General features: G+C 57.8%; 21 protein-coding genes and 3 pseudogenes. 10 read left to right on the top strand and 14 right to left on the bottom strand.

Annotated features, from left to right (window positions below):
- Window positions 1-71 precede the first annotated feature (71 nt).
- The 3 genes and pseudogenes from tam (at window position 72) to RRU01S_RS15805 (ending at window position 3,346) form a co-directional block, all read left to right on the top strand.
- Window positions 72-842: a trans-aconitate 2-methyltransferase gene (gene tam / locus RRU01S_RS15795; RefSeq protein WP_045231250.1), complete on the top strand. Its 771-nt coding sequence runs from the start codon at window positions 72-74 to the stop codon at window positions 840-842.
- Window positions 843-1,003: 161 nt separating this feature from the next.
- Window positions 1,004-2,296, top strand: a complete 1,293-nt coding sequence (locus RRU01S_RS15800; protein ID WP_045231251.1) for a TadE/TadG family type IV pilus assembly protein — start codon at window positions 1,004-1,006, stop codon at window positions 2,294-2,296.
- Window positions 2,297-2,518: 222 nt separating this feature from the next.
- Window positions 2,519-3,346 (top strand): annotated as a pseudogene (locus RRU01S_RS15805) (aldo/keto reductase).
- Between the two features lie 186 nt (window positions 3,347-3,532).
- Here RRU01S_RS15805 and RRU01S_RS15810 read toward each other — a convergent pair.
- Complete coding sequence (locus RRU01S_RS15810; protein WP_045231252.1) at window positions 3,533-4,291, bottom strand: SDR family oxidoreductase; 759 nt, start codon at window positions 4,289-4,291, stop codon at window positions 3,533-3,535.
- A gap of 103 nt (window positions 4,292-4,394) precedes the next feature.
- Between RRU01S_RS15810 and RRU01S_RS15815 the strand changes: the two genes are divergently transcribed.
- A complete protein-coding gene (locus tag RRU01S_RS15815) occupies window positions 4,395-4,823 on the top strand; it encodes a winged helix-turn-helix transcriptional regulator (protein ID WP_045231253.1) in 429 nt (142 codons plus the stop codon).
- Window positions 4,824-4,832: 9 nt separating this feature from the next.
- On the opposite strand, the gene RRU01S_RS15820 is transcribed toward RRU01S_RS15815, so the two are convergent.
- Window positions 4,833-5,225, bottom strand: coding sequence for a DUF937 domain-containing protein (locus RRU01S_RS15820; RefSeq protein ID WP_045231254.1), 393 nt, complete (start codon window positions 5,223-5,225; stop codon window positions 4,833-4,835).
- Between the two features lie 212 nt (window positions 5,226-5,437).
- On the opposite strand from RRU01S_RS15820, the gene RRU01S_RS15825 reads away from it, so the two are divergent.
- Complete coding sequence (locus RRU01S_RS15825) at window positions 5,438-7,003, top strand: helicase HerA-like C-terminal domain-containing protein (RefSeq protein WP_045231255.1); 1,566 nt, start codon at window positions 5,438-5,440, stop codon at window positions 7,001-7,003.
- Between the two features lie 111 nt (window positions 7,004-7,114).
- On the opposite strand, the pseudogene RRU01S_RS26765 reads toward RRU01S_RS15825, so the two are convergent.
- A pseudogene (locus RRU01S_RS26765) lies at window positions 7,115-7,219 on the bottom strand (Atu4866 domain-containing protein); the annotation flags it as partial.
- Between RRU01S_RS26765 and RRU01S_RS26485 the strand changes: the two are divergent.
- From RRU01S_RS26485 to RRU01S_RS25025, 3 genes and pseudogenes are all read left to right on the top strand, one after another.
- Window positions 7,214-7,361: pseudogene (locus RRU01S_RS26485) on the top strand (LysR family transcriptional regulator); the annotation flags it as partial. The pseudogenes RRU01S_RS26765 and RRU01S_RS26485 overlap by 6 nt on opposite strands.
- A gap of 170 nt (window positions 7,362-7,531) precedes the next feature.
- A complete protein-coding gene (locus RRU01S_RS15835) occupies window positions 7,532-7,975 on the top strand; it encodes a hypothetical protein (RefSeq protein WP_111840694.1) in 444 nt (147 codons plus the stop codon).
- 12 nt (window positions 7,976-7,987) lie between these two features.
- Window positions 7,988-8,779 (top strand): hypothetical protein, encoded by a 792-nt coding sequence (locus RRU01S_RS25025; RefSeq protein ID WP_052816090.1) that lies wholly within the window; start codon window positions 7,988-7,990, stop codon window positions 8,777-8,779.
- A 131-nt stretch (window positions 8,780-8,910) separates the two neighbouring features.
- On the opposite strand, the gene RRU01S_RS15845 is transcribed toward RRU01S_RS25025, so the two are convergent.
- The 3 genes from RRU01S_RS15845 to RRU01S_RS15855 are packed head-to-tail and all read right to left on the bottom strand — an operon-like array spanning window position 8,911 to window position 10,942.
- Window positions 8,911-9,690: a VOC family protein gene (locus tag RRU01S_RS15845; RefSeq protein WP_045231258.1), complete on the bottom strand. Its 780-nt coding sequence runs from the start codon at window positions 9,688-9,690 to the stop codon at window positions 8,911-8,913.
- Window positions 9,691-9,706: 16 nt separating this feature from the next.
- The gene (locus tag RRU01S_RS15850; protein ID WP_045231259.1) at window positions 9,707-10,192 is read right to left on the bottom strand and encodes a DUF1579 domain-containing protein; all 486 of its coding nucleotides are present in this window, start codon (window positions 10,190-10,192) and stop codon (window positions 9,707-9,709) included.
- Window positions 10,193-10,213: 21 nt separating this feature from the next.
- Window positions 10,214-10,942 carry a DUF899 domain-containing protein gene (locus RRU01S_RS15855; protein WP_045231260.1) on the bottom strand — a complete coding sequence of 243 codons (729 nt, stop codon included), beginning with the start codon at window positions 10,940-10,942 and terminating at the stop codon, window positions 10,214-10,216.
- A gap of 132 nt (window positions 10,943-11,074) precedes the next feature.
- Between RRU01S_RS15855 and RRU01S_RS15860 the strand changes: the two genes are divergently transcribed.
- Window positions 11,075-11,521, top strand: a complete 447-nt coding sequence (locus RRU01S_RS15860) for a MarR family winged helix-turn-helix transcriptional regulator (protein ID WP_045231261.1) — start codon at window positions 11,075-11,077, stop codon at window positions 11,519-11,521.
- Window positions 11,522-11,526: 5 nt separating this feature from the next.
- Here RRU01S_RS15860 and RRU01S_RS15865 read toward each other — a convergent pair whose 3' ends face one another.
- The 3 genes from RRU01S_RS15865 to RRU01S_RS15875 form a co-directional block, all read right to left on the bottom strand.
- The gene (locus tag RRU01S_RS15865; protein WP_045231262.1) at window positions 11,527-12,291 is read right to left on the bottom strand and encodes an RES family NAD+ phosphorylase; all 765 of its coding nucleotides are present in this window, start codon (window positions 12,289-12,291) and stop codon (window positions 11,527-11,529) included.
- Window positions 12,251-12,634, bottom strand: coding sequence for an MbcA/ParS/Xre antitoxin family protein (locus RRU01S_RS15870; RefSeq protein ID WP_045231263.1), 384 nt, complete (start codon window positions 12,632-12,634; stop codon window positions 12,251-12,253). Before RRU01S_RS15870 ends, RRU01S_RS15865 begins: the two co-directional genes overlap by 41 nt.
- A 107-nt stretch (window positions 12,635-12,741) precedes the next feature.
- Window positions 12,742-13,164: an organic hydroperoxide resistance protein gene (locus RRU01S_RS15875; protein WP_045231264.1), complete on the bottom strand. Its 423-nt coding sequence runs from the start codon at window positions 13,162-13,164 to the stop codon at window positions 12,742-12,744.
- Window positions 13,165-13,358: 194 nt separating this feature from the next.
- On the opposite strand from RRU01S_RS15875, the gene RRU01S_RS15880 reads away from it, so the two are divergent.
- On the top strand, window positions 13,359-13,820 hold the full coding sequence (locus RRU01S_RS15880) for a MarR family winged helix-turn-helix transcriptional regulator (protein WP_045231265.1): 462 nt from the start codon (window positions 13,359-13,361) through the stop codon (window positions 13,818-13,820).
- Between the two features lie 9 nt (window positions 13,821-13,829).
- Here the strand turns inward: RRU01S_RS15880 and RRU01S_RS15885 are convergent, their stop codons facing one another.
- The 5 genes from RRU01S_RS15885 to RRU01S_RS15905 all read right to left on the bottom strand — a co-directional run bounded on the left by RRU01S_RS15885 (window position 13,830) and on the right by RRU01S_RS15905 (window position 18,875).
- Window positions 13,830-14,201, bottom strand: a complete 372-nt coding sequence (locus RRU01S_RS15885; RefSeq protein ID WP_244446088.1) for an NINE protein — start codon at window positions 14,199-14,201, stop codon at window positions 13,830-13,832.
- A gap of 96 nt (window positions 14,202-14,297) precedes the next feature.
- Window positions 14,298-15,035, bottom strand: a complete 738-nt coding sequence (locus RRU01S_RS15890; RefSeq protein WP_045231266.1) for a L,D-transpeptidase — start codon at window positions 15,033-15,035, stop codon at window positions 14,298-14,300.
- A 191-nt stretch (window positions 15,036-15,226) separates the two neighbouring features.
- Entirely contained in the window at window positions 15,227-16,120 is an 894-nt protein-coding gene (locus RRU01S_RS15895; RefSeq protein ID WP_045231267.1) for a L,D-transpeptidase, read from the bottom strand.
- Window positions 16,121-16,209: 89 nt separating this feature from the next.
- Complete coding sequence (locus RRU01S_RS15900) at window positions 16,210-17,157, bottom strand: alpha/beta hydrolase family protein (RefSeq protein WP_045231268.1); 948 nt, start codon at window positions 17,155-17,157, stop codon at window positions 16,210-16,212.
- A gap of 92 nt (window positions 17,158-17,249) precedes the next feature.
- Window positions 17,250-18,875, bottom strand: coding sequence for a cisplatin damage response ATP-dependent DNA ligase (locus tag RRU01S_RS15905; protein WP_045231269.1), 1,626 nt, complete (start codon window positions 18,873-18,875; stop codon window positions 17,250-17,252).
- Window positions 18,876-19,033: the final 158 nt, after the last annotated feature.

Raw genomic sequence — 19,033 nt, forward strand, 5'->3', positions numbered from 1 at the left:
TTTTTTGATGCGTCAGCGTCTGGCTCGCAACCTGTCGCCATGCGATATTTAAGGTCACGAAGGAGTGCGATATGGCCTGGTCCGCGCAACAATATCTGAAATTCGAAGACGAACGCACCCGCCCTGCCCGCGACCTCCTGGCGCAGGTGCCGTTGGATCGTTTGACGGCGGGTTACGATCTGGGTTGCGGCCCCGGCAACTCCACCGAGCTTCTGGCCGAACGCTACGGCGTCAACGTCATCACCGGTGTGGACAGTGATGCAGACATGCTGGAAAAGGCGCGCCTGCGGTTGCGCAACACCCAGTTTCAGCAGGTGGATCTGGCCACATGGCGGCCCAAGCAAAAGGCCGATCTTTTCTATGCCAATGCTGTTTTCCAATGGTTACCCGACCATATCGACATCCTGGAAGCGCTGATGGATCACCTGAAGCCAGGCGGCGTTCTGGCTGTGCAGATGCCGGATAATCTGGATGAGCCGACGCATCTTGCCATGGAAGAAACCGGCGCTGCCGGGCCGTGGAAGGCGGCGTTCGAAGGCAGCAAGCTGCGCCGCCGACCTCTCGCCTATCCCGCAACCTATATCGACAGGCTTTCCCCGAAATCAGCCCGCGTCGATGTGTGGCACAGCATCTACAATCACCCCATGCAGACTGCGCAAGCCATCGTCGAATGGGTCAAGGGCACCGGGCTCCGACCCTATCTGGAGGCGGCGGGCGCAGAGAACCGCGCAGCGTTTCTTGCAGACTACCTGTCCCGCATCGACGCCGCCTATCCACCCATGGCAGACGGGCGGCGGTTGCTGCGTTTTCCACGGTTGTTCATTGTGGCGGTCAAAGGTTAGCGCGAGAATAGGTGCTCCTGCGAAACCTTAACGGCGCCGGATAACGCATCGATTACAATAGATTGAAGCAATAACTTCACCAGATATTAGTTATCTGTCGAAACCAGTCTTCAATCTTGCACGCGTATGATTTCAGCATATTCAGATGCTGGGGTTTAGACGTGCGACATTTTTGGCGAGAAAAATCAGGCAATTTCGGTATTTTGACCGCGCTGATGGTCGTCCCGATTTTTGGGACAGCGGGTGTTGCACTCGATATCAGCCAGGCGCTGGCGGTGAAGGCAGACCTACAGAACGCAGCGGATGCCGCCGTGCTGGCCTCTGTTGCGAAGGCATCGAAAGAGGTCGAGGCAGCCCGAAAAATGGTGGGCAACGGCAAAATAGAGATCGCCAATAACGACGCGCTGAATTTCTTTCAAAGCGATGCAGTTGGCCGTGACGATTTCGACGTGGACTCCGTCGGCGTTTTTGTCGAGAAGGTCGGCAATGTCGTACAGGCATCGGTGACCTTTCAGGCTACCGTCCAGACATCGCTGACGCGGATCATCGGCAAGGAGTTCGTGACTGTATCGGGCATGGCAACGGCGAAATACGAGACAGAGACCTATAGCGATTTCTACCTGCTGCTGGATAACACGCCCTCCATGGGTGTTGGCGCGACACCGGCAGACGTGAAGATGATGGTGGACAACACCAAGGACAAATGCGCCTTCGCCTGTCATGTGGTGAACAAGGACGGTGTCGATGACCCCAACAGCTATTATCACCTGGCCAAGAAACTCGGCGTGACCACGCGCATCAACGTGGTTGCGCAGGCAACGGCAGCGCTGATGGACACGGCAACCGACCTGCGCAAAGTCAGCAATCAGTATCGCATGGCGGTCTACACATTCGGCGAGAAGGCACAGGATACCAAACTGCTGGAAGTCGTGCCTTTGACGACCGATCTTGCCTCGGCAAAAAAGAAGGCTGCGGCTATCGACCTGATGTCGGCGCTGTCGAAAAAATCCGAAGAAAGCGAACTGACGGATTTCGACAAGACGTTGACGCAACTTGGTACGAAAATGGGCGTTGCCGGCAGCGGCACAAGCTCTGCCTTGCCGGACAAGGTCGTGTTTTTCGTGTCGGATGGTGTCGGTGACAGCCGAAAGCCTGTCGGCTGCACCAAGAAGCTCAATGGCGGGCGCTGCCAGGAGCCGATCGACACGACATTCTGTACAGCATTGAAGGTCAAGGGCTACAGAATAGCGGTGCTCTACACCACCTATCTGCCGTTGCCTGACGACAACTGGTACAACACCTGGATCAACCCGTTCCAGTCTCAGATCAGCACCCGCATGCAGGAATGCGCCTCCCCTGGCCTCTACTTCGAAGTCAGCCCGACGGAAGGCATCAGCGACGCCATGGCTGCCCTGTTCAAGCGCATCATTACATCGCCGCGTTTGACCAGCTGATAAACTCCTGTCTTTCGATCAAACGATGATGCGGGCCTTGTGCCCGCATCTTGCATGGACCCGGCTGTGGTCTTGGAAACTCACGCTTTTGCGCGGTGCGCGCGACTGTCATTTGGCGAATCTTGTGCCAGCGGCTTGAACAAAACCGCAGACGACACACTTATCCCTATGACATTCCTGCCCCGCTACGACGCGGGCCCACTCCCAAAACGGAGAAAAATCATGCACACAGTGAACGCCAATGGCGCAAACATTCCTGCTCTAGGCTTCGGCACATTCCGCATGCCCGATGACGATGTCCACCGCATTTTGCCGCAGGCTTTGAAGCTCGGCTTTCGTCATGTCGATACCGCACAGATCTACAAGAACGAAGCATCGGTCGGTGAAGTCATCGCCAATTCCGGTATTGCGCGCGGCGATATTTTCCTGACCACCAAGGTCTGGGTCGACCAATACAAGCACGCCGATTTCATCAAGTCCGTCGACGAAAGCCTGAAAAAACTGAAGACCGATTATGTCGATCTTCTGCTGCTGCACTGGCCAAAGAGTGATGTGCCGCTGGCAGAGCGCATCGGCGCGCTAAACGAAGTGCACAAGGCTGGCAAAGTCCGCAACATCGGGATTTCCAACTTCAATGTCGCGCTGACGGAAGAGGCCGTAAAACTTTCCGATGCCCCGATTGCCAACAACTAGATCGAATATCACCCCTATCTCGATCAGACGAAAGTCATCGAAGCCGCCCGCAAAAACGGCGTTTCGATCACCGCCTATTATCTGATGGCAGACGGCAAAGTGCCACACGATGCGGTGCTAAAGGACATCGGCGCAACACACGGCAAGACCGCAGCACAGGTTGCGCTACGCTGGGCCGTGCAGCAGCCGGATGTTATCGCGCTGTCCAAGACGGCGACAGAAAGCCGGTTGAAGGAAAACTACGATATTTTCGATTTCGAGCTATCCAGGGACGAGATGCAGGCGATCTTTGCGCTGGCGAAGGCCGATGGGCGGATCGTCAATCCGGGCCATCTGGCACCGGAGTGGGATAAGTAGGTTTGCAGTAGCAAAATGCGAACTCAGTCAACGGGTTGATCCGGTTTGAAACGCCCGCTTTTCGTCATGCTCGGGCCTGTCCCGAGCATCTGCCACGTTGCAAATTTGGATACGTGATTGGAACCTCGGGACAAGCCCGAGGATGACATCCAGAGAGGGGAGCGACCTATTCGTCCCCTCACAACCTCAAGAATGCATCCCATTCACCATCGCAAACACCTGATCGAAATTGCCGTTCTGTGCCGCAAAGCGCAGCGGCTTGCAGCGCTCCACCACCACTTCCGTTGCTTCCGGCTGGTTGGTCAGAATGTCCATCACCTCCGAGATATAGGCATCCAGCGGCATGGCGCGTTCGTCGGTGGCCTGGTGGTCGCCCTGAAGCGTCGTCTGCACGTAGGGCGGGATGATTTCGATGACATCGACGGACGTGCCCTTGAGCTGTTCGCGAATGGCCATGGAATATCCGTGGATGGCGAATTTCGTGGCAGTGTAGGTCGGTGTGGCCACCATGGGCACGAAGGCTAGACCGGATGAAACGGTCAGGACTGCAGCCTTCGGCTTCGTCAGGAAATGCGGCAGCAGCGCCGCTGTCAGGCGGATGGGGGCGAGAAGATTGGTGGTGATGGTTTCTTCGGCCACATCGAGATAATCGGGTGCCGCCTTGATATCCTCGTTCTTCATGATGCCGGCATTGTTGATGACAGCGTTGAGGCCGGGATGATCTGCGATGAGCTTATCGGCGAAAGCTCTGATACCGTCGGCATCCGCCGCATCCATCGTGGCCCATGCCATGCCCGGATTGGCCTTGGCGACCTCCTGCAAGACCTCGGCGCGTCGGCCGGAGATGATGACCTGATTGCCCAGAGTATGGAAAGATTCCGCCAGCGCCCGGCCAATGCCAGAGCCGCCGCCGGTGATGAGGATGGTGTTGCCTGTGACGTTCATGGGAGTGCCCTTCCTTGTTACTGGGACAAAACGTAGGTAGATTGATCTCCAATGGGTAGTAGGCACCCAAAAGATTTATACTCACCCGAAGGAGAGTGTCTGGATGAAAAGGTATCTGGCCGATGAGATCATCGAAGAGAAACGAAAATCACCACCGCCTGCCGAGACCGATCCGGTGATCGAAGCGCTGGTGCGCGACATCATCGCCAAAGTGGCGGACAAGTGGACGATGCTCATTCTGGAGGCTCTGGAAGAGCACGGCACGCTGCGCTTCACGCAGATCGGCCATCATGTCAGAGGCATCAGCCAGAAAATGTTGACGAAAACCCTGCGACAGATGGAATGCGACGGTCTGGTGAACCGCGTCATCCACCCCGTCATTCCTCCGCATGTGGATTACAGCCTGACCACGCTGGGCAGAAGCCTCGGCAGTGCGTTTTGCGGCGTGTGGATTTGGGCGGAAACGCACCATGCGGACATAGAAAAGGCGCGCAAGGCGTTCAGCGAACACCCTCCGCGCCCGACAGTTTGAAATCAGCGATCAGGCGAACTGGCTGAGGCCCGGAACCGATGCGATGACCTGATCCACGGTTTCGTCGCCTGCATGCTGGCGGGCGATGGCGATGGTTTCCTTGGCCAGCGCGGAAATTTCGCTCATGCCGAGGCCCTGGCTCATCAGTTGCTGGCCCAGACCCATGATGCCGCCGCCGCCGATGGCGCTCATCAGGCCACCCAGCAAACCGCCGCCGCCCTGGCCTTCGCCGTTGAAACGGGCAACCAGATCCGGCGCGCCGGGAATGGCTTCGATCATCTTGGCGACGGGTGCGTCATCCGCTTCGCGCTGAAGAAAGCCCAGCATCATGCCCAAAGCCTTTTCGGCCTTGTCGTGTTCGATACCAACCTTATCGGCAACCTGGGTAACGATTTCGCTCATAGTTTCCTCCTGAAAACGAATAAATGACGTTAACGTCAACGTAAAACAACTGAAGTTTGGACACAAGGTGGGAAATGGTGCCGCCGCGAAGTTTGCGGCCCTGCTTCGACAACCTTATCAAACAGTTGTTGAGCCCGCAGCCAGTTCATATAAGAATATTGCAAAGATTGGATAAAGGGCACCCATGCCCGCTGACCGGAGGAAATGGCCTGATGTTGCAGGATGGAAAGCTCTACATCGGCACGAGCCGCAACGCCGACGATAGCCTCAACAAGGGCGAATATCTCGATCTGCGCTTCGGCAACCGCCACGGTCTCATTACCGGCGCGACGGGCACGGGCAAAACCGTGTCGCTTCAGGTGCTGGCCGAAGGATTTGCCAAGGCGGGCGTGCCGGTGTTCTGTGCCGACGTGAAGGGCGACCTCTCAGGCATAGCCGTCAAGGGTGAGGGCAAGGACTGGGTGACGAAACGCGCCGAGCAGATCGGCTTTACCGACCTTGCCTTCGAGCAGTTTCCGGTGATTTTCTGGGATCTCTACGGTGAAAAAGGTCACCGCGTGCGCGCAACAATCGCCGAAATGGGGCCGCTTCTGCTGGCGCGTCTCATGGATGCGTCCGAGGCGCAGGAAGGCGTGCTGAACATCGCCTTCAAGATCGCCGATCAGGGCGGGTTGCCGCTGCTGGATCTCAAGGATTTGCAGGCGCTGCTGAACTATATGGGTGAACATGCGTCGGAGCTTTCCAACCAGTTCGGCCTGATTTCCAAGTCCTCCGTCGGTTCGCTGCAACGTGGGCTGCTGGTGCTGGAGCAACAGGGAGCCGAACATTTCTTCGGCGAACCGGCGCTGAAGATTTCCGATATCATGCGCACCACCAGCGATGGTCGCGGCACGATCTCGGTTTTGGCCGCCGACAAGCTGATGATGAACCCGCGCCTTTACGGCACGTTCCTGCTGTGGATGCTCTCGGAACTCTTCGAGGAACTGCCGGAGGTGGGCGATCCCGCCAAGCCGAAGCTCGTCTTTTTCTTCGACGAGGCGCATCTGCTGTTCAACGATGCACCGCGTGTGCTGGTGGAGCGCGTGGAGCAGGTCGTCCGCCTCATCCGCTCCAAGGGCGTGGGCGTTTATTTCGTCACGCAGAACCCGCTGGACGTGCCGGAAACCGTGCTGGCGCAGCTGGGCAACCGTGTGCAACACGCGCTGCGCGCCTATACGCCGCGCGAGCAGAAGGCGGTGAAGACCGCCGCCGACACATTCCGCCAGAACCCGGCCTTCAGCACGGCAGATGCCATCACCACGCTTGGCACCGGCGAAGCGCTGGTTTCGACGCTGGGCGACAAGGGCGCGCCCTCCATTGTGGAGCGCACGCTTGTTCGCCCGCCATCCGGCCGCGTCGGCCCCGTCAGCGATGACGAGCGCCGCAGCATCATGAGCACCAGCCCCGTAGCCGGTATCTACGACACCGACCTGGACCGCGAATCCGCCTTCGAACTGCTCGCCGCCCGCGCGCAAAAAGCTGCCGATGCGGAAGCGGCGAAGCGTGCCACTGAGGAACAGGCAAACCAACCGGACGCTGCCGCCAGCCGCTGGAAGCTGCCCGGCTTTGGCGACGAGGCGCCGACACAGGCCTCCACCACCGGCACGAAACGCAAGGTTGGCGGCGGCTATCAGCGCGAAACGGTGATCGAGGCAGCGATGAAGAGTGCGGCGCGCACTGTGGCGAGCTCGGTGGGGCGTGCATTGGTGCGGGGTATTTTGGGGAGTTTGCGGCGGTAGGGCCTCTCCTTCCTCCTTCACCCCGGCCTTTAGCCGGGGTCCAGTTGCCGCGCGTCTACGCGGCAGAAAGAGTCTCTTGCGATCAAAGACTTGATCGCACTGGATCCCGTATCAAGTACGGGATGCCGGAGGGAGCGCTTCTAACTCCCGATAAAAAATCATTCCCCCGTGATACAGCACATCATTCACGAACTCACCATCCGCCGTAAAACCCGTAACGACATGCAACTGATGATCAAGCTCGCCTGCGCAGGCGCCGGCATCACCTTCGGAATGTAAGAAACCTTTCGCCCCTATATCGAGCATGGGCAGTTGTGCCATGCTGGAACGCTATTGCCCCAGCTTCGCGGGTTTTTATCGATCATGTGCGGCTACCAAAGGGTGGGGGAGCAGCCGTTTTCAGACACTCTGGACCACACTATAAATCAACCAAAGCGATAACTGCCTTTAAATTGCCCTAAATTTTCTACCTTTGGCATACGCATTACATGTGATCTGTTTTGGCTTTTCACGGGATTTGGAATGTTGATGAATATGAACCTGCGCCGTACGTTGACTTTCACTGGGCTGGTGATCTGCTCATTGCTTGGCACCAATGTCGCATCAGCGCAGCAGAGCTGGAACATAAAACGCGCTGGAACCAGCGCCGAAGTTCTCACAAAAATTGTATCGTCTGGCAATATTGACGCACTTTCCACCGGCGCCATCGATGTGGAGCCGCCCGATGGCCCCATGCCAGAAACCGCCTATCAGGAAATCACCCTGAAATCTGGAAGCAACGCTACAATTACCTCTGTAAAGACAAGGTGTTCGGAGTTGGGGCTGTCCTCACCTGCAAAAGATTTTCTTGAGTCGGAGCCAGACCTTGTATGCACAGGACGGTACAACGGTGAAAGCGTCAGCGTTTACGCGAAAATCTCTTGCGAAAGCAATTGCAAGCTCATGATTGAAACCCGTGCGATAGGCTTTTGAGGCGGAGGCTACATGACTGAACGTAAAGATATTTTGGCAAATGGACGCGGCTGGCGAAGACTGAGCTATACGCGTCGATGCGGCTGGATTGATTGGGGACATGCGCGTCCAGAGAGTGCACGAGCGCTCAAAGGCCAGATGGACCAGGAGGAAGCCAACTCGACATCTCTCAAACGGCTGGACATACGATTGGAGGGAAAGCCCGCTTTTGTTGTTGTTTACGGCCAGGAAATGGGAGGCATGGGGATAAAGGTTTCAACCGTTGCTCACTGGGTGGTTCGCAAAGGGCTCTCACCGCAACAGAAAGAAAGCGCTGCTCTCGGAATTTTCATGGCAGCGTCACGTACGTTCGAACACATGCAGGCAAGCTTTCCTTTTTCACTGGCGACGAACTCCGGCTTTAGCGGAGAGGATCTAGTTTCGAACCTGATCGGTTTCTACGGCGCATATCGAAACATTGGCGAGGCGCGGCTGCGCGATATTTGCGGCGATACCGGAGAAAAGGAAAGTCTGCGGATATGGGACGAGTATTTGCCCAAAGGAATTGGTGCGGTTAAAAACCGCAGCTTCAGGCCAATTCTTTTTCCAACGACCGAAGGCGTGTCATCACCTTCCGACACATCGTTTCCTCTCATGTTCAGTACAATACGGCCTTCACCCAGTGGAAGAGATTGGGTAGCGATCAAAAATCGGTTCATCGATAACACCATCATTAACCGCCGAGCTCCAATCGACGTTTCAGCGAGAGGCGAAGTCACCTTAGGCCGTGTAGAACAGGCACAGCTTAGAAACTATGCAAGATGATGGTTGCGGGAGAGCTTGACTTTTAACTGAGCGAACGAGGTCTTGATTTCCGCCATCGACCGCACCGAATGTGGGTGCGGTCGCTCTTATCGGACGTCAAAGACTTTGACACCAAGCCCACAAGTACAAAGCTACTTCCGCAGCGAAACCAGCGAGAAATACGCACCCTGCGGGTCCTGGCAGTTGACGATCCAGGTGTCGCCCGGCACGGGCATCGGGCCGTTGACGACCTTGCCGCCGCCGGTGCTGACGCGGGTGATGGCGTCGTCGATGCCATTGACGTTGAAGTAATAGCCCCAGTGGCAGACGGGCACCTGGGGTGGGCGCTTCATGATGCCGCCGAGGGTTTTGCCGTTGTGGGCGAACATGCGGTATGGTCCCATCTCGCCCATGTCGAAATCATGGTCCTTGGTCCAGCCGAAGACATCGCCGTAGAATTCCATGGCGCTATCGACATCATCGGTGAAAAGCTCGTTCCAGCCGACATGGCCGGTCAAAGTGTGGCTGTCCTCGGGAAAGCCGCCACTGTCCATGGGCAGGGGTTTCATGATGCACAGCACCGCACCCGATGGGTCCGTCACCACGGCGAAGCGGCCGATTTCGGGGATATCGCTCGGCGGGCGCATGATCTTGCCGCCTTTTTCCTCGAAGCGTTTTGCCGTGGCATCCACATCATCGACGGCGACATAGCGCGTCCAGTTTGGCGGAATGCCCTCGCCTTTGTGCTCGTCGGTCAGTTTCATCATGCCACCGACGCCGATGCCGTTGGCCTCGAAAATCTTGTAGCCCATCTCCGGTGAGCCGAAATCCTTGAGGTCCCAGCCGACGACGTGGCTGTAAAAGCGGCCTGCGCTATCCTTGTCCGGCGTCATCAATTCCGCCCAGATGAATTTTCCATGGGTATCGGACATTTGCTTTGCTCCCTTTCTATACGCGGCGGAATTCCGACGACATGAATTGTTTGAAACGTCCATCCGGCTGCAACACTCTGCCGGAGAAGGTGCGGCTGTTATCATCGTGCAACGTCATGACATCATGATAGGTGGCGATCTCGCCGCTGCCATCGAATTTCGGGCCCTGCGCTTCCAGCACCAGCGTCTTGCCATCGGCCTCGAGCCAGCCCTTGTAGACCCAGAGCGTCGTCATCATCGAGCCGATCCACGAGCCGACATAATGGTCTTTGGCGGGGTCGAACCCCAGCGTGATGATCGCTTCCATCGGCGTTCCATCCGGCATCTTGCCCCTGCCATCGCTGACGATCCAGAGCCCGCCGACGGAGCGGATGGTTTCGGTGAAACGCCGTTCGGAATCGTCGGGATCGTAGTCCTCATAGCCCGTGCTGGACACCATCTCCCAATCGCCGACAAGGCGCTCCAGAAAGACGTGTTCCTTCTGCGGCTTTGCGCTTTCCATTGGTCTCTCCTCCCTTGGAGTCTAGTGGCAACAGCTGGCGGCCTTCGGCGCATCCTCATACTGGTCGTGACGGCGCACCCAGTCCATGGTGCCCTCCTCATTGCGGCCCTTGGGCACGAGGTCGAGCAGCATCAGAGTCGCCAGCGTTTGCTCGGCACCGCGGGCATAGGTGGAATAGGTGTGGAAGACCTTGCCATCCTCGTCTTTCGCAAAGACACTTGTGCCATGCAGGTCCTTCAGGTCGCCCATGGCGGGCATGTCTGTGTAATTGTAGGTGATGGTGCCGGACGCGACGTCCTCTTCGCGGAACGAGGCTTGATAATCATAATTGAAATCGCTGCCCTGCGATGACACCCAAGGGAATTTCCATCCCATTCGCGCCTTGTAAGCCTCGATCTTGTCCAGAGGCGCGCGGGACGCAGCGACGAAGGCGGCATCGCCCGCTTTCAAATGCGCCATTGCCCCATCGACATGGTCTGCAAAGAAGGAGCAGCCGACGCAGCCTTCCTCCCAATCCGGGGCCAGCATGAAGTGGTAGACGATAAGCTGGCTGCACGTGCCGAACAGCTCGCCCAGCGATTTCGGGCCGGAAGGGGTGTCGAAAATGTACTCCTTCGTCACCGGCTCCCATGGCAGAGCGCGGCGGGCCTCGTTCAACCGGTCACGGGCACGGGTGAGTTCCTTCTCCTGCGCCAGAAGCGCCTTGCGGGCCTCCAGCCACTCCTCTTTGGAAACGACAGCATGCGGCATGATCTCATCCTCCTTCGATCTTACTGCTGCACAAGCAACACTCGCTGCGCGGTTTGGTTTGGCTGACGCCCTGCCCCAACCGGCTAAACGATTTTGCTTGACTATTTACGTTGATATCAACATATATCACCCATGTCAAATACACTGGTGATTCCTTTTTCAACGACGCTTCTGGTGCGCGATACGTGTCTGTGCCTGCACGCCCAGCGCGCCGCCCGTGCCCTGGCGCGCCGTTTCGACATGGCACTAAAGCCGGTGGGGCTGACGAATGGGCAATTTTCGCTGCTGATGTCACTGAACCGCCCAGAACCGCCGCCCATGGGGCCGGTGGCGAACCTGCTTGCGATGGACCGCACGACACTGACGGCGGCGCTGAAGCCCTTGGAAAAGCGCGGGCTGCTGTCCATCGAGCCTGACCCGAGGGACAAGCGCGGCAAGCGGTTGAAGCTCACGCCGGAAGGATTGGCGGTGCTGGCCTCCGCCGTTCCCATCTGGACGCGGACGCATGGCGAAGTGGAAGCGCAGATTGGAAGCGGCGATGCGGACCGGTTGAGGCGGGACCTTGTGGATTTGGGGTAGGCACCCTACCCCCGCAATAACGCCGCAATACGCGGGTCTCCCGCAAAATCCTCTACCGCAAACCCAATGCGCCGCATGGGGAATTCGCACAGCGCCTGTATGCCGGTTTTCGCAAGGCGGATGCGCCAACTCACCCGCTCCACCGGCTGCTTGCGGGCAAAGCCACGCGGCGTGAGAAGCGCGATGTTCAGCCCACCCTCGGGATCGCGCACCGACTGATAGAGGATGGCCTCGATCTCCGCCGTGCGCGCCGTATCGGCCAGCGTCTGGCACGCTTCGTAATCCGTGGGGTGCGTCCATAGCGCCTTGTCGCTCGCGAGAGGCGGCGTGGTCAGATCGATTGCCGATGGGGTAGCGATTTCGGCGGAAAAGGCGGTGTACTCAGCCGCATTGGCGGGCAAAGGCGTAGCGGGGGATTCTGAGTAAAACAGCAGGCGATAGAAGGCCATTTCGGCCAGCGCCGTTTCCACGCTTGCGGCAGCATAATAGACGCCCTTGGTCCACCCTGCCCGACGGAAGCGCGAACCATAGGGATAGGCGGCATCATAGCGGAAGGGTGTGGCGAGGAGATAATCGAGCCCCGCACACTCAGGTGGAAAGCGGCGCTTGCTGCCTTCCAGTATATCTTCCAGCAGAGACTGCTCATCGACCGTATCGACAAGCTTCATGGTGGAAACCTGGTGCTGCGCCTCCACCAGCCGCCAATAAAGGCCTAAAACTTTGCGCTTTTCAGATTGGAGCGCGTCTGGCGTCCAGATAGGCAAGGACATCGAGCAATCCGGTAATGGTTATGAGTTTTTCTGCCGGTACGGCGGCAAGCGTCTCGTTGTGGTTTCGCATCCATGCGCGTGCCACCGCTTCATCACCACCGACAATGGCGTCGAGCGAGCGGAAGACGCGGATGAGCAGAACGGCGAGTTCGAAAGCCTTGCTGCCGGGCTCCAAAACGAAATCGAGCCGCTTCATGCGCGAGACGGTGGGGGCTGATACGCCCAGCACATCGGCAAGGCGGGCGGCATTCAGGCCTAGGCGCTCTGCGGCAGAAACTACAGCCTTTGTGACGACCCTGCCCTGCTGTGCCGGATCGACCGCTGGTTTGACCTGGATATTCATACGCATATCCTTTCCTTGGAAAGAATATAGCAAATTTCTTTCTGAAAGCAAGAAGGGCTGGCGTTTAAGCCAGCCCTTGCCGTGTCGTAAAATCGCGGGGGACGAGGTTACGCTACGGAAACAGGAACCTCTGTGGAGGTGCGAAGAGCGTGGGAGTAAGGGCAAACGATATGCGCCTTCTTGACCAGATCTTCTGCCGTTGCCTTATCGAGGCCTGGAATGTTGACGGAGAGCGACACGTCGATGCCGAAACCGGTGCCGTCATCGCGCGGACCAACGCCGACGCTGGCTGTCACAGTCGTGTCTTCTGGAATCTTTACCTTTTCCTTGCCAGCGACGTTCTTCAACGCGCCGAGGAAGCAGGCGGAATAGCCAGCGGCAAAGAGCTGCTCGGGGTTTGTGCCCGTTGCACCGTCGCCACCCAGTTCCTTCGGCACCGTCAGCTTGACGTCGAGAACGCCATCTTCCGATTTGGCATTACCGGCGCGGCCGCCTGTTGCACTTGCCTTGGTGGTGTAGAGAATTGCCATGTCACTGCTCCTTTTGCGTGATGTTGATATTCATATAGCTCACAATTAAATTGTGCGCAATATAATTTTGCACATTGAGAATGATTTCTCTTTCTGCGATAGGTGGAGAGGAGATTGCATTGCTTGTTGCATGGGGCAGGAACCGAGTGACGGGATAAATTGTTCCCTACGCAGCCGCATTTGGAGCCCACATAATGGACGCCCCCACGATGGACGATGGAACGATGGAAGGCCTTTTGAGGCTGGACCTGCAAATCTGCTTTGCGCTGTACGGCGCAGCACATGCGTTCAACCGCGCCTATAAACCGCTGCTGGAGCCGCTGGGTCTAACCTACCCGCAATATCTCGTCATGATGGCGCTGTGGGAAAAGCAAACGGCGACCGTCAAAGTGCTGGGCGAAATGCTGGGGCTGGACTCAGGCACACTCTCCCCGCTGTTGAAACGGCTGGAACAGGCGGGCCTCATTACTCGCAAACGCGGCACGGTGGATGAGCGTCAGGTGCTGATTGCGCTGACACCAGAGGGTGCGGACCTGAAAAAGAAGGCCGCGAACGTCATGCGCTCGATTGGTGAGGCAACGGGGTGTAGTTTGGATGAGCTGGGGCAGTTGCGGGATCGGTTGAATGCGCTGAAGGAAAATTTGGTGAAGGAATGAGCGTAGCGCTTAGGGAGTGCGAAGCCCAGGCGTTCGGTTGTTGGCAGCACGGACCATTCCGGGGATCAGGAAAAGGTCAACGACATACCAAACAAGCGTTGCTAGAAAAGGTGCCTTCGTCAGAACGTCGGGCCCAATGATAAAAGGCAAAAGCAAACTGACGACACCGAGCACCAATTGGATTTTTGCCGAACGCGTGAAGCCCAAATAAAACCGATGAAGACCAAAACAGCCGCCACCACCTAACAAGTGGAGCGCATAAGCAACCCACTTCTGCTTGCTGACGACAACATTCATTTGCGCCGATGGCTGCTGTGACGCTTGGATTTTCGGTACGTTGACCAATATGATACCCCATGGCAAAATCAGATCGATAAACACAATCTAAAATTGCTTCTCAGGTATTTCCAGTAGAAAAAATAAGCCCGCAGGATTTTCCGTCCCACGGGCTCCATCATCCATAAAAAGATTGAATTATTACTGCCAAACAACAACCCGTGCCTTGTTCGGCACGCGGTCGTAGAGGTCGATGATGTCCTGGTTCATCAGGCGCACGCAGCCGGAAGACACGGCCTTGCCGATGGAGTTCCACTCCGGCGAACCGTGCAGACGGTAGAGCGTGTCCTTGCCGTTCTGGAAGATGTAGAGCGCGCGGGCACCGAGCGGGTTTTTAAGGCCCGGTGGCATGCCGCCGTTCTTGGAGGAGAATTTGGTCAGTTCCGGCTGGCGGGCGACCATTTCGTCTGGTGGGGTCCACTTCGGCCACTTTTGACGCCACTGGATCACGCCCTCGCCCGACCATGCGAAACCTTCACGGCCGATGCCGACGCCGTAGCGCATGGCGGAACCGCCGGGCTCGACGACATAGAGGAAGCGCGAGCGCGTATCGACGACGATCGTGCCGGCTGGCTCGCCGGTCGGATCGACAACGCGCTGGCGATAATAGCGGCGGTCGATTTTCTGATAGGGAATGGCGGGGATGACAAAGCCGCCATCTTCAACCGTGCCATACATGACGGCAAGCTCGGCATCGGAGATGCCGCCTGCAAACATCGAGCGGAAATCGCCTGCGATATTGCCGGCAAGGCTGCCCGGCTGCACGCTGCTATAGGGACGGACGCCGGAAGACGCGCAGCCCGCCAGAAGCGATGCAGAGGAAAGGCCAAGAAGGGAAAGGAAGGTACGTCTGGATAGATCTGTGTCGGTGCTCATCATAAGGCCGTTTTTTCTCACATCGAAGCGACTAGGCGGATGTTGCGCGGGGCTGCGGAACCATCCTACAATCTCGCTGTACATCGTTTGTTCCACGACTAATCAGGTATTGGTATAGTAGTTAATACATCCCTAAAGACCAGTTGCCCGACCACAACATGGCCCGTTTGCGAGAGCATTCTTGCCTTGCGTGATCAGATAACCACAATCGGCGCACCCTGCGGTACGCGGTCGAAGAGATCGATGACATCCTGATTGAGCATGCGCACGCAACCGGACGATGTCGCCTTGCCCACAGACTGCCAGTCCGGCGTGCCGTGGACGCGGTACAGCGTGTCCTTGCCGTCCTTAAAAATGTAAAGCGCCCGGGCACCGAGCGGATTGTTGAGACCGGGAACCATGCCGCCATTGGCAGCGGAAATCGACGCCAACTCCGGTTGTCGCTGCACCATCTCATCGGGTGGCGTCCAGCGTGGCCACTTGGCCTTCCATTGTATCTTGCCGCGACCGGCCCAGGCATAACCATCGCGACCGAGACCTACGCCATACCGCACGGCCTTACCGCCGGGCTGCACCAAATAGAGGAAATGCTGCTTGGTATCGACGACGATCGTACCCGGCGCTTCCTGTGTCTGGTAGCTCACGTCCTGACGCAGAAAGCGGGGATCGACGCGGGAATAGGGAATGGCCGGCAGCGTGTGACCGTCATCGCTGATCTGGTCATACATCACCCGGTGCAATGGGTTGGACACCGGCAGACCGTATCCAACCGTCTGGGCACTGCTGTAAGCGGGCGACAGGCCTGAACCCGTCGGACGGGCCGTGGATGGTGGACCGTAAAGCTGCTGGAACTGCGAGCGGAAGAGATCGGGCGGGCGGCTGTTGATCGAGCCAGGCGTCGGCGGAAGCGGTGGACGTGGTATGGAGCCGACATTGTTGTAATTGAAGACAGGCGCCGTTTCCTGCACAAACACATCCGGGTTCATGCGACTGGTATCGGTCACGAACAGGCAGCCGCTCAACAGCGGCATCAGCGCAAGCACCGCAAAGGACACAAGGCGACGGCAGGTTTTCAAGGGTACTGTCATGGAACCGCTTTAAGAGGGAGGCATCGTTTCCACGACAATGCCCGGCCCGGCTGGCGCGAAGCTGGAGCCATATCCAGTTAAAGGCGATGTTAGGTGAACTGATCGAAGAAACGAATGCTTTCCACCACGGCACCCGGCACGACACCATTGTGGTTGCCCGGCAAAAGCGCGTGATCGATCTTTATGCCGGCAAACCGCACGCGTTCTATCAGGAGCTTGTGGTCGGCATCGAAGGGACGTTCTTCCGTACCGCGCAGCAGAAATGTAGGACATTTCAGGCTCGGTCCGAAACACACGGACGAGCGCATGACGAATTCCTGCTCGTTGCTGCCGTCAAAGCAAATCTCGTCAGAGTAGCGGTTGAAATACCGCCAGGAATTGACGCCTGCTGAAATCGGCACAGACGCCCGGAATTTGCGTGTCATCGATGCCAGCAGCGACAGTGTGCCGCCATTGGAATGGCCCGCGAGAAACAGCCTATCCTGATCGATCCCCGGCAGGTTTTCCAGATAAGATGCCGCCGCCAATGCGTCTGATGTTTCGTCGTAAAAGCCGGAATAATTGCCCTGCTGGCCGTTTTCACCACGGAAGGACGGCAGCAAAACCACAAAGCCCGCTTCCCAATAAGGCTTCATCAGCGCCCAATGCCCGTCACCGGTGGCGTTGCCGCCATGGAGAAACAGCACGGCGGGCTTCAGCTTTTTGGACGGCTCATATTGCGAAAGCCACGCCACCAGTTCGATGGACCCATTCGGCCCACCCGGATAGGTCACACGCGTCGCACCCGGCGGAGTGCCCAGCGGCGTGGACTTCTCAGGCGCGGCGATCTTTTTCAGCAAATGGGTATGAAACTGCTGACGCGCATCGGCGTAATCTTCGGTCGCGAGCGGCAGAACCTCGGGCATGACGAGGTTGGCACGACTATGTGACGGCAGCAGGGCCGCAGCAGAAAGCCCCGCGGCTCCCGCCAGAAGAGTGCGCCGTGTCAGGGTGTGTTGCGAGACAGTGCCGAAAAAAGATAAATGTTTTTCTGCCATTTGCGAGGACCCGAGATTGCGTTAAGCGCGGATTAATTTCATCACTACAAGATTGAATTGTCCACTCACTGTTTTGCGAAAGCAGACAAATCCTATCCGGACTTCTCATCAATCATCGCCATCAGGGTCGATAGGCGATCCGCTTCCGATGGCAGCTTATCCGCACGCAATCTTGCGATGCGAGGAAAGCGCATGGCGACGCCGGATTTGTGGCGGTTGGAGCGATTTATGCCCTCGAAGGCGACTTCCAGCACAAAACCGAAACTTGGGGTGGCGCGGACGGCGCGGACGGGGCCGAAGCGTTCCACCGTGTTGTCGCGCACGAACTTATCCAGCACCTCCAGTTCGGCATCGGTAAAGCCGAAATAGGCCTTGCCGACCGGCACCAGTTGTTCGGCTCCTTCATTGTCCGACCAGACGCCGAAGGTGAAATCGGAATAATAGCTGGAGCGTTTGCCGTGGCCGCGCTGGGCGTACATCATGACGGCATCGATGTTAAAGGGATCGCGCTTCCATTTGAACCAAGGCCCCTTGGCGCGACCCGCCTGATAAATGCTGTCCTTGCGCTTGATCATGACGCCTTCGATGACGGGATCAGGCGGCGCCTTGCGCAGGATTTCCAACTCGTCCCAGCTTTCGAAGGGCACCAGCGGCGAGATATCGAACCTGTCATGCGGGGCGTTTTCGATGAGATGGGTGAGCTTTTCCCGGCGCTTGAGAAAGACCTCGCCGCGAATGTCCTGATCGCCCTCGAACAGAAGGTCATAGGCGCGGATGAAAGCGGGGTATTCTTCCAGCATCTTGCCGGTCACGGTCTTGCGGTTCAGGCGCTGCTGGAGATCGGAAAAGGTGCGGGTCGCAATGTTGGAGCGCGCCGTGCCGCCGATCAGCAGTTCCCCATCGACAACGCCTTCGAAGTTGATCCTGTCGAGAACGTCTGGAAATGCGCCGGAAATATCGTCGCCAGAGCGGGAATAGAGCTTTCGTGTCTCGCCCGAGCGGGACAGCTGCACACGGATGCCATCCCACTTCCACTCCGCAATGAAGTCCTGCGGGTCAAGGTTTTGGAGGTCATTATCGCCCACTGGCGTGGACAGCATGACGGAGTGGAAGATGGCGGGCGTGGCGATGACGGGCCGCTCTGTCTTACCCTCCAGCCATGCAAACAAGGGCTCATAGGGCGGTTCCAGACCATGCCAGAGCGTTTCGATCTCGGTAATATCCCGCCCGCCGAAATCCGCAAGCGCCTGACGGGCCAGCCGGGCGGACACGCCGATGCGCAGGCCGCCGGTGACGAGCTTGAGGAAGGCAAAGCGCGACGAGGTTTCCAGCCGATCGAGGAGATCGCGCACGGCAGAGCGCACCTCCGTTCGGCCCAGCGAGTTCATCAGATCGACGATTTCGCCAAGACCGGGATCTTGGACCTCCGGCGGGTTGGCATTCTGGCTGGTGTCCCAGACAAGCGAGATCGTCTCGGCCAGATCGCCGACGTAATCATAGGAATAGCGGAACAGCACGTCGTCCATGCGTTCCAGCACCAGCTCGCGCAGCATAGCTGGCTTGACGCTTTTGAGATCGAGCGTGCCTGCAATGGCGGCAAGGCCGTAGCCGCGGTCGGGGTCTGGAGTGTCGCGAAAGTAGTCGGTCAGGAGTTTGAGCTTGCCGTTGCGCGAGGGCGTTAGGACGAGGCGGTCTAGGAGGGTTGCGAAGGCTTTCATGGGTGGGGGTGCTCCCCGTGTTGGGAAACTGTGGGTGGGTTACCCCCCTCTGTCCTACCGGACATCTCCCCCTCAAGGGGAAAGATCGATTCGTGGTTGGCTCTCGCCCATCTTGTAGGTTGCGAATAGAGTAAGGAGCGCGCGTTTTGCCGATCTCC

The sequence above is a fragment of the Agrobacterium rubi TR3 = NBRC 13261 genome (genome assembly GCF_000739935.1).
GTDB lineage: Bacteria > Pseudomonadota > Alphaproteobacteria > Rhizobiales > Rhizobiaceae > Agrobacterium > Agrobacterium rubi.